Origin of the sequence: Cellulomonas gelida, assembly GCF_006538725.1 — a bacterium.
Lineage (GTDB): Bacteria > Actinomycetota > Actinomycetes > Actinomycetales > Cellulomonadaceae > Cellulomonas > Cellulomonas gelida.
In genome coordinates, this window is the sequence record NZ_BJLQ01000006.1 from 18,347 (window position 1) to 31,411 (window position 13,065).

Here is a 13,065-nt window from a genome sequence, read left to right on the forward strand (position 1 = left end):
GGCAGACCAACGTGGCACTTGACGTGCTGACGGACCTCACGAAGGTCCGCAACATCGGCATCATGGCGCACATCGATGCCGGCAAGACGACGACCACCGAGCGGATCCTGTTCTACACCGGGGTCAACTACAAGATCGGTGAGACGCACGACGGTGCGTCGACGATGGACTGGATGGAGCAGGAGCAGGAGCGCGGCATCACGATCACGTCCGCCGCGACGACCTGCTACTGGAAGAACAACCAGATCAACATCATCGACACGCCTGGCCACGTGGACTTCACGGTCGAGGTGGAGCGCTCGCTGCGCGTCCTCGACGGTGCCGTCGCAGTGTTCGACGGCAAGGAGGGCGTGGAGCCCCAGTCGGAGACCGTCTGGCGCCAGGCCGACAAGTACGACGTCCCGCGCATCTGCTTCGTCAACAAGATGGACAAGCTGGGCGCGGACTTCTACTTCACCGTGAAGACCATCGTCGAGCGCCTCAAGGCCAAGCCGCTGGTCATCCAGCTGCCGATCGGCTCGGAGAGCGACTTCATCGGCGTCGTGGACCTGGTCGAGCAGCGTGCGCTCGTCTGGCGTGGCGAGACCGCGCTGGGCGAGAAGTACGAGGTCGAGGAGATCCCCGCCGACCTCGTCGAGAAGGCCGCGCAGTACCGCGCGGAGCTGCTCGAGGCCGTCGCCGAGACCGACGACGAGCTGCTCGAGAAGTTCCTCGGTGGCGAGGAGCTGACGGTCGCCGAGATCAAGGCCGGCATCCGCAAGCTCACGGTCGCCTCGGAGGCCTACCCGGTCCTGTGCGGCTCGGCGTTCAAGAACAAGGGCGTCCAGCCCATGCTCGACGCCGTCATCGACTACCTCCCGACCCCGCTCGACGTCCCTGCCGTGCAGGGCCACGACGCGAAGGACGCGGAGATCGTCGTCGAGCGTCACCCCGACGCGACCGAGCCGTTCTCGGCTCTCGCGTTCAAGGTGGCGTCGCACCCGTTCTTCGGGAAGCTGACGTACGTCCGGGTCTACTCCGGCTCCGTCGAGCAGGGCGCCCAGGTGCTCAACTCGACCAAGGGCAAGAAGGAGCGCATCGGGAAGCTCTTCCAGATGCACTCCAACAAGGAGAACCCGGTCCAGGAGGCCACGGCCGGCCACATCTACGCGTTCATCGGGCTCAAGGACGTCACCACCGGTGACACCCTGTGCGACCCGAGCTCGCCGGTGGTGCTCGAGTCCATGACCTTCCCGGAGCCCGTCATCGACGTGGCGATCGAGCCGAAGACCAAGGGCGACCAGGAGAAGCTCTCCATCGCGATCCAGAAGCTCGCCGAGGAGGACCCGACGTTCCGGGTCAAGCTCGACGAGGAGACCGGCCAGACCGTCATCGGCGGCATGGGCGAGCTCCACCTCGACATCCTCGTCGACCGCATGCGTCGCGAGTTCAAGGTCGAGGCGAACGTCGGCAAGCCGCAGGTCGCGTACCGCGAGACGATCCGTCGTGCGGTCGAGAAGATCGACTACACGCACAAGAAGCAGACCGGTGGCTCCGGCCAGTACGCGAAGGTGCAGATGACCTTCGAGCCGCTGGACCCGGCCGAGGGCGAGCTGTACGAGTTCGAGAACAAGGTCACCGGTGGCCGCGTCCCGCGCGAGTACATCCCGTCCGTCGACCAGGGCATCCAGAGCGCGATGCAGCTCGGCGTCCTCGCGGGCTTCCCGCTCGTGGGCGTCAAGGCGATCCTGCTCGACGGTGCGGCGCACGACGTCGACTCCTCGGAGATGGCGTTCAAGATTGCCGGTTCGATGATCCTCAAGGAAGCTGTCCGCAAGGCCGACCCGGCTCTGCTCGAGCCGATCATGGCCGTCGAGGTCCGCACCCCTGAGGACTACATGGGTGATGTCATCGGCGACCTGAACTCGCGCCGCGGCATGATCCAGTCCATGGAGGACGCCACGGGTGTGAAGGTCATTCGCGCCCAGGTGCCCCTCTCGGAGATGTTCGGGTACGTCGGTGACCTGCGGTCGAAGACCCAGGGTCGTGCGGTGTACTCGATGCAGTTCGACAGCTACGCCGAGGTGCCTCGGGCCGTGGCCGACGAGATCATCAAGAAGACCCGGGGCGAGTAGTCCCACAGGTCGAAACCTGTAGTTCCATCACACAAACCGACCCGTGGGGCCGCGCGCTCTGCAGGTACCTTCCGGTAGCTGCAGCCGGGCAGTCTCTACCAAGTCCTGAGGAGGACACCTAGTGGGCAAGGCGAAGTTCGAGCGGACGAAGCCGCACGTCAACATCGGGACCATCGGTCACGTCGACCACGGCAAGACGACGCTGACCGCCGCGATCTCGAAGGTGCTGCACGACAAGTACCCGGACCTGAACCCCTTCACGCCGTTCGACGAGATCGACAAGGCGCCTGAGGAGAAGCAGCGCGGTATCACGATCAACATCGCGCACGTCGAGTACCAGACCGAGAAGCGTCACTACGCGCACGTCGACGCCCCCGGTCACGCCGACTACATCAAGAACATGATCACGGGTGCGGCGCAGATGGACGGCGCCATCCTCGTGGTCGCGGCCACCGACGGCCCGATGGCCCAGACGCGTGAGCACGTCCTGCTCGCCCGTCAGGTCGGCGTCCCGTACCTGCTCGTGGCGCTCAACAAGTCCGACATGGTCGACGACGAGGAGATCCTCGAGCTCGTCGAGATGGAGGTCCGCGAGCTGCTGTCGTCGCAGGGCTTCGACGGCGACAACGCGCCGGTCGTGCGCGTCTCGGGCCTCAAGGCGCTCGAGGGCGACCCGCAGTGGGTCAAGTCGGTCGAGGACCTGCTGGACGCCGTCGACGAGAACGTGCCGGACCCGGTGCGTGACATCGACAAGCCGTTCCTCATGCCGATCGAGGACGTCTTCACGATCACCGGTCGTGGCACCGTCGTGACGGGCCGCGTCGAGCGCGGTCAGCTCAAGGTGAACGAGGAGGTGGAGATCGTCGGCATCAAGGAGAAGGCGATCAAGACCACCGTCACCGGTGTCGAGATGTTCCGCAAGCTGCTCGACTACGCCGAGGCCGGCGAGAACGTCGGTCTGCTCCTGCGCGGCACGCGCCGCGAGGAGGTCGAGCGTGGCCAGGTCGTCGTGAAGCCGGGTTCGATCACGCCGCACACCGAGTTCGAGGGCCAGGTCTACATCCTGGCCAAGGACGAGGGTGGGCGTCACAACCCCTTCTACACGAACTACCGTCCGCAGTTCTACTTCCGGACGACCGACGTCACCGGTGTCATCACGCTGCCCGAGGGCACCGAGATGGTCATGCCCGGCGACAACACGGAGATCTCCGTCACGCTGATCCAGCCCATCGCGATGGAGGAGGGCCTCGGCTTCGCCATCCGCGAGGGTGGCCGCACCGTCGGCTCGGGTCGCGTCGTCAAGATCATCAAGTGATCCTCGCCCTTCGGGGCTGATCGCTCGGCAGGGCCCGGGAGCTTCGGCTCCCGGGCCCTGCTGCCGTCTGCGGGCTCTGGCGGTGTCCGCCCGCGGCGGGTGGGGAGTGAAACGATTCGGACAGCGGCCCGGACGAGGGATCCTCTCGCCGGGCCTCGCGCGCGCGATTAGCGTCCTGCGCATGTCTGCTGAGCTTCCCGAGTCGCGTCCCACGGCCGACGGCCGCCGCACCGCGACCGCCGTCGACCCGGCTCCTTCGTCCCCGGCGTTCGACGCCGTGCTCGACCCCACCGGCTCGGGCGGCACCGCGGCCCCCGCGCAGCCGGGCCGGGGCAAGGTGCTCGGCTGGGTGATCGGGATCGCCCTGGCGATCGTCGTCGGCGTGGGTGCGTACGCGGTGTTCGGTGGCAAGGGTGCCGCCGACGACGCCACGAACGACGACGGTGGGCCGGTGTCCGCGTCGATCGCCCGCGGGACCGCGGACACCGCGGCGCTGACCCTCGAGGGGTCGGTCGGCTCGGTGCTGCTGCGTGCCGACGCGGGCGCGGACGAGCTCGTCGGGATCGAGGCCACGGGCGCCGACGCCGCCGCTCAGCTCAGCGAGGGCGACCCGGCGGTGGCGACGCTGGCCGGCGACGCGTCGAAGGTCCGATTGGCCCCCGAGGTCGCGTGGACCGTGGCGCTGGGTGCGGAGACCGACACGGTCACCGCGAACCTGATGGGCGCCAAGGTCGCGGGCGTCGAGGTCACCGCGGGTGCTCGCTCGGTCGACCTGACGCTGCCGGTGCCGGACGCGCCGGTCACGGTCGACCTGAAGTCCGGCCTGGGGTCGTTCGTGCTGCACGTCCCTGCCGGGGTGGCGGTCCTCGTCGACGTCCAGACCGGCGCGGGTCAGGTGATGGTCGACGACCGCACCGAGAACGCGGTCGAGGCCGGGACGCAGATCCCCACCGAGGGCTTCTCGGCCGACGGGCCGCACTACGTCGTGAAGGTGAGCAGCGGCGTCGGGACGATCATGGTCCACCACGACGCTGCGTGACGGTCGCCCGGGACCGGCAGCTGGCACGAGGACGGCCGCTCGGACGACGGTCGGCAGGACGGCGGCCGGCAGGACGTCCGGAGTGCTACCGTCGCCCGAGTTCGTCCGACTCGGCGAGGCGGGGGTGCGTGCGGTGAGCGAAGGGTTCTCGGCGACGGCCGGGACGCTCGACGAGGCGGGCAAGGAGCTGCTGCAGGTCGTCACGACCCTGCGGCCTGCTGACCCGGCGGCGTGGCCGGCCGGCGACGGCGTCTACGGCTTCGCGTCGTTGAGCGGCGCGATGGCCGAGGCGCAGACGGCGATGACCACCCGCGTGGGCGATCTCGCGAGCGTGACCGTCGGCTCGGCGATCCGGCTCCAGGACTGTGCGCAGGCGTACCGCGACGCCGAGGAGCGCGTGCGCGCCGCGCTCGAGAAGCTCGCGAGCCTGCTCGTCGGAGCCGTGCGGTGAGGGTGCTGCCGGGCGACGCGGGCGCCGTGAGTGCTGCGGCCACGCAGGTGAGCGGCGCGGCGACCGCGGTGGCCGAGGCCGGCGCTCTCGTGCACGGTCAGCGCGGGGCGCTCGACTGGACCGGTGCGGCCGCCGACGCGTGCGACGCCCGGCTGGGAGCCGTCGAGTCCGGCGCCGGGGCGGTCGAGTCGAGCCTCACCGCGATCGCGGGAGCGCTGACCGGCTTCGCTGCGGAGCTCGCGGCGGCCGAGGAGGACGCGAGGGCCGCCGACGACGACCGCAGGCGGGCGAGGGCCCGGGTCGCCGCCGACGCGCTCGACCTCCCCGCCTGGTACGACTACCTGCGGGCACGCGCGCGGGTGTGGAGCGCGACCGGTCGGGCGGAGGCTGCCGCGGGCCGCGCCGCGGACGCGGTGCGCGCCGCCCTGGGCACCGACAAGCCAGCGATCGACGCGCTGTCCGACGCCGCGCGCCGCGACACCCAGGTCCCGGACGACATGCTCGACAAGGGCTCGTGGGACCAGGCAGACGTGCGGCAGCAGGGGATTGGCTCCTGCTACCTGCTTTCGTCGCTCATGGGCTTCATGCGCACCGACGACGGTGACGCCCTGCTGCGGCGCAACGTGCGCTGGGACGCCCTCAAGCAGGGCTACTGGGTGACCCTCTACGTCGACGGCAAGCCGACCGAGGTGTTCGTCGACGGCGTCTACGACGGCGGCGTGCGCCAGCCCGCCGGCACGGTCGGGCTGGTGTCCGTCTACGAGGCGGCTCTCGGCATCCACCTCGGCTACGCCGACCTCGACGACGGTGGCTACCCCGAGGACGCGATGGAGATGATCACCGGTCGCGACGCGAGCTCGTACACCACCGACGACACGTGGTGGCCGTGGGACGACGAGTTCGGCGGCAACCGCGAGAGCATCGCCGAGCGGCTGGCCGACGGTGCGGCGGTGACGGCGGACACCGGGGGGCGTCCCGATGCCGACGACGTCACGGTGCAGGTGCGGCGCGACGGCGAGCTGACCGACATCGAGGTCGACGTCGTGGGCGGGCACGCCTACATGGTCGAGCGGATCGACGACGACGGCGGGGTGTGGGTCCGCAACCCGTGGGGCCAGGGCAACGGTGCGGACGGCGGAGAGGTGTTCCGGATGGACGCGGACGAGTTCGCGCGGATCTTCGGACGCGTGACGGTCTCGCAGGCACCGGCATGAGCGAGTCGTTCGAGCTGCGTGCCGGGACGCAGCGGGAGGTTGCCGAGGCGCTCGTCGGGGTCGTGGGGCTCGACGTCGTGGACGGCGCGATGCGCGCGCGCCTCGCGGTCGGGCTGCACGGCGCCCGCCACCGCGCCTGGGTGGATCGCGGGCAGGCGCTCTCGCTGCCGGGCTGGGGCACGCTGACGGTGCGGGACGTGAGCGCCGTCGGGGTCGGCCGCGCGGAGCTCGAGTTCGTGCCCGAGTCGGGGGAGCGGCGGTGAGCGACACCGCGACCGGGCGCCGGGTGCGTCCCGTGGTGCTCGCCGGCGTGGGCCTCGGGGTCGTCGCCGTGGCCGTCGCTGCCGTCCTGGCGTGGTCGGGGCGGGGGGACGAGGCGCGGTGCGAGCGCACGGCCGAGACTCCCGCCGGCGGGGTGGTCGAGAGCGCCGCGGGTGGTGCGCAGCTCGTCGTCGGCGACGTGGTGCTCGGGATCGGCGGGCTCTCGGACGACGGGTGCTCGGTGAAGGTGGCGGGTGAGCTCGGCTGGGTCGCGGTGGGGGAGCGGGTCGAGACCGACGGCGTCCCGGTGATGCTGCTGAGCGTCGAGCCGCGCGGGGCCGACGACGACGCCGTGGGTGGGCGCTTCGAGGCCACGTTCTGGATCGGGGCCGACGGCGCGTAGCGGTCGGACGGCGCGCGGAGCGTGAACGGCGCGCACCGGCGCGGGTCGAGCGCGTGCGGGGCCCGGGTGCCCGGTCGCTGCGCGGGATCCGCCGCGCGATGAGGTGCAGGTCACCGCCGGCCCGGGTTGGAGATGCAGGCGCTCGTCTGGCACACTGTTCAGGTTGCCCGCTACGGGTGTGCCTTCGTGCGCGCCAGGCTGGGCCGACAGACGTGGCGAACCGCGTCAGCCCCGGGGTCGACCCGGCGGTGGCGGTTCGACGACAACCACCGACCTCATACCGGGAACGGTATGCAGCGCCCAGGTGCGTCGCGAAGAGCGACACGCCCGAGCGCGGGGGTCGGACGGACCAGTTCGAAGAGAGAGAAGTAGACGACGCCATGGCGGGACAGAAGATCCGCATCCGGCTCAAGTCCTACGACCACGAAGTCATCGACAGCTCGGCGCGCAAGATCGTCGACACGGTGACTCGCGCTGGTGCGTCGGTCGTGGGCCCGGTGCCGTTGCCGACCGAGAAGAACGTGTTCTGCGTCATCCGGTCGCCCCACAAGTACAAGGACAGCCGCGAGCACTTCGAGATGCGCACGCACAAGCGGCTCATCGACATCATCGACCCCACGCCCAAGGCCGTCGACTCGCTCATGCGTCTCGACCTGCCTGCGGACGTGAACATCGAGATCAAGCTCTGATCGCTGGGAAGGAACTGATCCTCATGGTTACCCAGCAGAACGCGCGCCCCGTCACGGCCCTGCTCGGCCGCAAGCTCGGCATGACCCAGCTGTGGGACGAGGCCGGTCGCCTCGTGCCCGTCACGGTCGTCGAGGTCGGCACGAACGTCGTGACGCAGGTCCGCTCCGCTGAGGCTGACGGCTACGCAGCGGTCCAGCTGGCCTTCGGCCAGATCGACCCGCGCAAGGTCACGCAGCCGCTCAAGGGCCACTTCGAGAAGGCCGGGGTCACCCCGCGCCGGAACGTGGCCGAGATCCGCACGTCGAACGCGTCCGAGTACACGCTCGGCCAGGAGATCGACGCGACCGCCTTCGAGGCGGGTCAGCTCGTCGACGTGATCGGCACGACCAAGGGCAAGGGCACCGCCGGTGTGATGAAGCGTCACGGCTTCTCCGGCGTCGGCGCCTCGCACGGTGCCCACCGCAACCACCGCAAGCCGGGCTCGATCGGTGGCGCCTCGACGCCGTCGCGCGTGTTCAAGGGCCTGCGGATGGCCGGTCGGATGGGCGTCGCCCGTCAGACCACTCAGAACCTGACCGTGCACGCGATCGACGCCGAGCGGGGCCTCCTGCTCGTCAAGGGTGCCGTCCCCGGCCCCAAGAACGGTGTCGTCGTCGTGCGATCCGCTGTGAAGGGTGCGTGACCTCGATGAGCGACACGCTGACCGTCGACGTCGTCGACCCGCAGGGCAAGAAGGCCGGCACGGCCGACCTGCCCGGTGAGGTCTTCGACGCCCAGACGAACGTCCCGCTGATCCACCAGGTCGTCGTCGCGCAGCTCGCCGCGGCCCGACAGGGCACGCACGACACGAAGTCGCGTGGTGAGGTCCGTGGTGGTGGTAGGAAGCCGTACAAGCAGAAGGGCACCGGCCGCGCCCGTCAGGGCTCGACCCGTGCGCCGCAGTTCGCCGGTGGTGGCGTCGTCCACGGCCCCACGCCGCGTGACTACTCGCAGCGGACCCCGAAGAAGATGAAGGCCGCGGCGCTCCGCGGTGCTCTCTCGGACCGCGCTCGCGCCGGCCGCGTGCACGTCGTCTCCGGGTTCGCCCCGGGTGAGGCCCCGTCGACCAAGGCCGCTCTCGCGGTGCTCGACAACCTCACGGTGCGTCGTCACGTGCTCGTCGTCGTCGAGCGTTCCGACGAGATCACGTGGAAGTCGCTGCGCAACGTCGAGCGCGTCCACCTGCTCGTCGCCGACCAGCTCAACACCTACGACGTCCTCGTCTCGGACGACGTCGTCTTCACGCAGGGTGCGCTCGACGCGTTCCTCGCGGGCCCCGTCAAGGGCGCGAAGGCGACGGCGACCTCGACCGAGGCCGAGGAGGAGTCCAAGTGACCAACGTCGGCAAGGACCCCCGCGACATCCTGATCGCGCCGGTCGTCTCCGAGAAGAGCTACGGCCTGCTCGACGAGGGCAAGTACACCTTCCTCGTCGACCCGCGGGCGAACAAGACCGAGATCAAGATCGCCGTCGAGCAGGTGTTCGGCGTGAAGGTCGACTCGGTCAACACCGCCAACCGTCAGGGCAAGGCCCGTCGGACCCGTTTCGGCATCGGCCGCCGCAAGGACACGAAGCGTGCGATCGTCACCCTCCGCGAGGGAACGATCGACATCTTCGGCGGTCCGGTCGGCTGAGCGAAGGACTGAGGACTCATGGGAATCCGTAAGTACAAGCCGACGACGCCGGGCCGCCGTGGCTCGAGCGTGGCCGACTTCGTCGAGATCACGCGCTCCACGCCGGAGAAGTCGCTGGTCCGCCCGCTGACCAAGTCGGGTGGCCGCAACAACACCGGTCGCGTGACCACGCGCCACCACGGTGGCGGTCACAAGCGCGCCTACCGCGTGATCGACTTCCGTCGTCACGACAAGGACGGCGTGCCGGCCAAGGTCGCGCACATCGAGTACGACCCCAACCGCACCGCGCGCATCGCGCTGCTGCACTACGCGGACGGCGAGAAGCGCTACATCATCGCGCCGAACAAGCTGTCGCAGGGTGACGTCGTCGAGGCCGGTGCCGGCGCCGACATCAAGCCCGGCAACAACCTGCCGCTGCGCAACATCCCGACCGGTACGGTCATCCACGCCATCGAGCTGCGGCCCGGCGGCGGAGCGAAGATCGCCCGCTCGGCCGGGACGTCGGTGCAGCTCGTCGCGAAGGACGGCCCGTACGCGCAGCTGCGCATGCCGTCCGGCGAGATCCGCAACGTCGACCTGCGCTGCCGCGCGACGATCGGCGAGGTCGGCAACGCCGAGCAGTCGAACATCAACTGGGGCAAGGCCGGCCGCATGCGCTGGAAGGGCAAGCGCCCGACCGTCCGTGGTGTCGCGATGAACCCGATCGACCACCCGCACGGTGGTGGTGAGGGCAAGACCTCCGGTGGCCGCCACCCGGTGAGCCCGTGGGGTCAGGCCGAGGGCCGTACCCGCCGTCCGAACAAGCCGAGCGACAAGCTCATCGTGCGCCGTCGGCGCACCGGCAAGAAGCGCTGATAGGAGCCCGAGAGAATGCCTCGCAGCCTCAAGAAGGGCCCGTTCGTCGACGGCCACCTGCAGAAGAAGGTCGACGTCCAGAACGAGGCCGGAACGAAGAACGTCATCAAGACGTGGTCGCGTCGTTCGGTCATCACGCCGGACTTCCTGGGCCACACGTTCGCCGTCCACGACGGTCGTAAGCACACCCCGGTGTTCGTGACGGAGTCGATGGTCGGGCACAAGCTCGGCGAGTTCGCCCCGACGCGGACGTTCCGCGGCCACGAGAAGGACGACCGGAAGGGCCGTCGCCGCTGACCCCCGGGTCAGCTGGTGACGCTCTGACGGCAGAGACAGGAGTAGACACGATGGAAGCCAAGGCGAAGGCGCGGTTCGTCCGCGTCACGCCCCAGAAGGCCCGACGCGTCGTCGACCTCATCCGTGGCAAGCAGGCCGGGGAGGCCGTGGCGGTGCTGAAGTTCGCGCCGCAGGCGGCCGCGGAGCCCGTCCTCAAGACGGTGCAGTCGGCGATCGCCAACGCGGTCGAGGGCGCCAAGCGCAACAGTGAGCGCCTCGACGAGGCCAACCTCTACATCTCGGAGGTCTTCGTCGACGAGGGCCCGACCCTGAAGCGGTTCCGGCCGCGCGCTCAGGGTCGCGCCAGCCAGATCCTCAAGCGCACGAGCCACATCACCGTGGTCGTCGCGGAGCGCGAGACGAAGGGACGGTCCTGACAGTGGGGCAGAAGGTCAACCCGCTCGGGTACCGCCTGGGCATCACCACCGACCACAGGTCGCGTTGGTTCGCGGACTCGACGAAGCCGGGTCAGCGCTACCGCGACTACGTTCGCGAGGACGTGCAGATCCGTAAGCTCATGAGCACGGGTCTCGAGCGCGCCGGCATCGCGAAGGTCGAGATCGAGCGCACGCGTGACCGCGTCCGCGTCGACATCCACACCGCCCGCCCGGGCATCGTCATCGGGCGTCGTGGCGCGGAGGCCGACCGCATCCGCGGCGAGCTCGAGAAGCTCACGGGCAAGCAGGTCCAGCTCAACATCCTCGAGGTCAAGAACGCCGAGCTCGAGGCTCAGCTGGTCGCCCAGGGCATCGCCGAGCAGCTCGCGAGCCGTGTGTCCTTCCGTCGCGCGATGCGCAAGGGCATCCAGTCCGCGCAGCGGGCCGGCGCCAAGGGCATCCGCGTGCAGGTCTCCGGCCGTCTCGGCGGCGCGGAGATGAGCCGTACGGAGTTCTACCGCGAGGGTCGTGTGCCGCTGCACACGCTCCGCGCGAACATCGACTACGGGTTCTTCGAGGCTCGCACCACCTTCGGCCGCATCGGCGTCAAGGTGTGGGTCTACAAGGGCGACATGACCGAGAAGGAGTACGCCCGCGAGCAGGCCAGCCAGGCCCCGCGGCCGTCCCGTGGCGGTCCGCGCGGCGAGCGCAGCGACCGTGGTGACCGTGGCCCGCGTGGCGGCGGTCGTCGTGAGCGCGAGGCGCAGGCTCCTGCCGCCGAGGCTCCGGTCGAGTCGAACCCCGAGGCGACCCCTGAGACCGGAACGGAGGCCTGAGCCGTGCTGATCCCGCGCAGGCTGAAGCACCGCAAGCAGCACCACCCGGGGCGCTCCGGCGCCGCGACCGGTGGTACCACGATCTCGTTCGGCGAGTACGGCATCCAGGCTCTTGAGCCCGCCTACGTCACGAACCGGCAGATCGAGGCTGCTCGTATCGCCATGACCCGCCACATCAAGCGTGGCGGCAAGGTCTGGATCAACATCTACCCGGACCGGCCGCTCACGAAGAAGCCTGCTGAGACCCGCATGGGTTCCGGTAAGGGTTCGCCCGAGTGGTGGATCGCCAACGTCAAGCCGGGCCGAGTTCTGTTCGAGCTCGCCGGCGTCCCGGAGCCCCTGGCGCGCGAGGCCATGCGCCGCGCGCAGCACAAGCTCCCGATGAAGACCCGTTTCGTGGTTCGCGAGGGTGGTAACTGATGGCTATCGGAACCAAGGACCTGGCTCCTACCGAGCTGGACGCCTTCGACGACGAGAAGCTGGTCGCCGAGCTGAAGAAGGCCAAGGAGGAGCTGTTCAACCTCCGCTTCCAGTCCGCGACCGGCCAGCTCGAGAGCCACGGGCGGCTCAAGGCCGTGCGCCGCGACATCGCCCGGATCTACACGATCCTGCGCGAGCGCGAGCTCGGTATCCGGACCGCGCCGAGCGCGAGCGAGTGAGGCTGACATGAACGAGAAGCACACCACCGCCACGGCGGAGCACCGCGCGTACCGCAAGACGCGCCGTGGCTACGTCGTGAGCGACAAGATGGACAAGACCGTCGTGGTCGAGGTCGAGGACCGGGTCAAGCACCCGCTCTACGGCAAGGTCCTGCGCCGCACCTCCAAGGTGAAGGCGCACGACGAGCAGAACACGGCCGGCATCGGCGACCTGGTCCTCATCATGGAGACCCGCCCGCTCAGCGCGTCCAAGCGCTGGCGCCTGGTGGAGATCCTGGAGAAGGCCAAGTAAGATCTCGCGGCTTCGGCTGCGTGAAACGGCTGCTCTCGAGCAACCATCCAGTTGCCCACGGGCGGCGGGGAAGTCCCACCGGGTCGTCCCCGCCGCGACGTGTGCATCACGGCAACTATCCGTTCGGCCAGGCTCGGCCCGCTCGGGACCGAGAACCCGCCAGACGACAGGAGTAGGTAGATGATCCAGCAGGAGACGCGGCTTCGCGTCGCCGACAACACGGGTGCGAAGGAGATTCTCTGCATCCGTGTGCTCGGCGGTTCCGGCCGCCGCTACGCCGGGATCGGCGACGTCATCGTCGCCACCGTCAAGGACGCCATTCCCGGCGGCAACGTCAAGAAGGGCGATGTCGTCAAGGCGGTCATCGTGCGCACCCGCAAGGAGCGCCGGCGCCCGGACGGCTCGTACATCAAGTTCGACGAGAACGCGGCCGTGATCCTCAAGAACGACGGTGAGCCTCGCGGCACGCGCATCTTCGGCCCGGTCGGGCGCGAGCTGCGTGACAAGAAGTTCATGAAGATCATCTCGCTGGCTCCGGAGGTGCTCTGAC

At 69.5% G+C, this 13,065-nt stretch carries 19 protein-coding genes; all 19 read left to right on the forward strand.

Features of this window, described 5'->3' with window-relative positions:
* Positions 1 to 11: 11 nt before the first annotated feature.
* The 19 genes from fusA to rplN all read left to right on the forward strand — a co-directional run bounded on the left by fusA (position 12) and on the right by rplN (position 13,064).
* Positions 12 to 2,114 carry an elongation factor G gene (gene fusA, locus CGE01nite_RS04130; RefSeq protein ID WP_048342520.1) on the forward strand — a complete coding sequence of 701 codons (2,103 nt, stop codon included), beginning with the start codon at positions 12 to 14 and terminating at the stop codon, positions 2,112 to 2,114.
* 121 nt (positions 2,115 to 2,235) lie between these two features.
* Complete coding sequence (gene tuf / locus CGE01nite_RS04135) at positions 2,236 to 3,429, forward strand: elongation factor Tu (RefSeq protein WP_048342521.1); 1,194 nt, start codon at positions 2,236 to 2,238, stop codon at positions 3,427 to 3,429.
* A 181-nt stretch (positions 3,430 to 3,610) separates the two neighbouring features.
* Positions 3,611 to 4,468: a hypothetical protein gene (locus tag CGE01nite_RS04140; protein WP_141369170.1), complete on the forward strand. Its 858-nt coding sequence runs from the start codon at positions 3,611 to 3,613 to the stop codon at positions 4,466 to 4,468.
* Between the two features lie 133 nt (positions 4,469 to 4,601).
* Entirely contained in the window at positions 4,602 to 4,919 is a 318-nt protein-coding gene (locus CGE01nite_RS04145) for a hypothetical protein (RefSeq protein ID WP_141369172.1), read from the forward strand.
* Positions 4,916 to 6,133: a calpain family cysteine peptidase gene (locus CGE01nite_RS04150; RefSeq protein WP_141369174.1), complete on the forward strand. Its 1,218-nt coding sequence runs from the start codon at positions 4,916 to 4,918 to the stop codon at positions 6,131 to 6,133. Before CGE01nite_RS04145 ends, CGE01nite_RS04150 begins: the two co-directional genes overlap by 4 nt.
* Positions 6,130 to 6,396, forward strand: a complete 267-nt coding sequence (locus CGE01nite_RS04155; protein ID WP_048342525.1) for a hypothetical protein — start codon at positions 6,130 to 6,132, stop codon at positions 6,394 to 6,396. The genes CGE01nite_RS04150 and CGE01nite_RS04155 overlap by 4 nt, the downstream gene beginning before the upstream one ends.
* Positions 6,393 to 6,797, forward strand: a complete 405-nt coding sequence (locus CGE01nite_RS04160; protein WP_141369176.1) for a hypothetical protein — start codon at positions 6,393 to 6,395, stop codon at positions 6,795 to 6,797. The genes CGE01nite_RS04155 and CGE01nite_RS04160 overlap by 4 nt, the downstream gene beginning before the upstream one ends.
* Positions 6,798 to 7,177: 380 nt before the next feature.
* Positions 7,178 to 7,486, forward strand: coding sequence for a 30S ribosomal protein S10 (rpsJ, locus tag CGE01nite_RS04165; RefSeq protein WP_013117879.1), 309 nt, complete (start codon positions 7,178 to 7,180; stop codon positions 7,484 to 7,486).
* A 23-nt stretch (positions 7,487 to 7,509) separates the two neighbouring features.
* The gene (rplC, locus tag CGE01nite_RS04170; RefSeq protein ID WP_141369178.1) at positions 7,510 to 8,169 is read left to right on the forward strand and encodes a 50S ribosomal protein L3; all 660 of its coding nucleotides are present in this window, start codon (positions 7,510 to 7,512) and stop codon (positions 8,167 to 8,169) included.
* Between the two features lie 5 nt (positions 8,170 to 8,174).
* Positions 8,175 to 8,861 carry a 50S ribosomal protein L4 gene (rplD, locus tag CGE01nite_RS04175; RefSeq protein ID WP_048342560.1) on the forward strand — a complete coding sequence of 229 codons (687 nt, stop codon included), beginning with the start codon at positions 8,175 to 8,177 and terminating at the stop codon, positions 8,859 to 8,861.
* Positions 8,858 to 9,160: a 50S ribosomal protein L23 gene (rplW, locus tag CGE01nite_RS04180; protein WP_048342528.1), complete on the forward strand. Its 303-nt coding sequence runs from the start codon at positions 8,858 to 8,860 to the stop codon at positions 9,158 to 9,160. The genes rplD and rplW overlap by 4 nt, the downstream gene beginning before the upstream one ends.
* An 18-nt stretch (positions 9,161 to 9,178) precedes the next feature.
* Positions 9,179 to 10,015 (forward strand): 50S ribosomal protein L2, encoded by an 837-nt coding sequence (rplB, locus tag CGE01nite_RS04185; protein ID WP_013882859.1) that lies wholly within the window; start codon positions 9,179 to 9,181, stop codon positions 10,013 to 10,015.
* A gap of 15 nt (positions 10,016 to 10,030) precedes the next feature.
* A complete protein-coding gene (gene rpsS, locus CGE01nite_RS04190; RefSeq protein WP_048342529.1) occupies positions 10,031 to 10,312 on the forward strand; it encodes a 30S ribosomal protein S19 in 282 nt (93 codons plus the stop codon).
* A gap of 50 nt (positions 10,313 to 10,362) precedes the next feature.
* Entirely contained in the window at positions 10,363 to 10,728 is a 366-nt protein-coding gene (rplV, locus tag CGE01nite_RS04195) for a 50S ribosomal protein L22 (protein ID WP_048342530.1), read from the forward strand.
* Positions 10,729 to 10,730: 2 nt separating this feature from the next.
* Positions 10,731 to 11,564: a 30S ribosomal protein S3 gene (gene rpsC, locus CGE01nite_RS04200; RefSeq protein ID WP_048342531.1), complete on the forward strand. Its 834-nt coding sequence runs from the start codon at positions 10,731 to 10,733 to the stop codon at positions 11,562 to 11,564.
* 3 nt (positions 11,565 to 11,567) lie between these two features.
* Positions 11,568 to 11,984 carry a 50S ribosomal protein L16 gene (rplP, locus tag CGE01nite_RS04205; protein WP_048342532.1) on the forward strand — a complete coding sequence of 139 codons (417 nt, stop codon included), beginning with the start codon at positions 11,568 to 11,570 and terminating at the stop codon, positions 11,982 to 11,984.
* Entirely contained in the window at positions 11,984 to 12,223 is a 240-nt protein-coding gene (rpmC, locus tag CGE01nite_RS04210; protein ID WP_048342533.1) for a 50S ribosomal protein L29, read from the forward strand. Before rplP ends, rpmC begins: the two co-directional genes overlap by 1 nt.
* A 7-nt stretch (positions 12,224 to 12,230) precedes the next feature.
* A complete protein-coding gene (rpsQ, locus tag CGE01nite_RS04215) occupies positions 12,231 to 12,515 on the forward strand; it encodes a 30S ribosomal protein S17 (protein ID WP_048342534.1) in 285 nt (94 codons plus the stop codon).
* Between the two features lie 180 nt (positions 12,516 to 12,695).
* Positions 12,696 to 13,064, forward strand: coding sequence for a 50S ribosomal protein L14 (gene rplN, locus CGE01nite_RS04220; RefSeq protein ID WP_048342535.1), 369 nt, complete (start codon positions 12,696 to 12,698; stop codon positions 13,062 to 13,064).
* Position 13,065 lies beyond the last annotated feature (1 nt).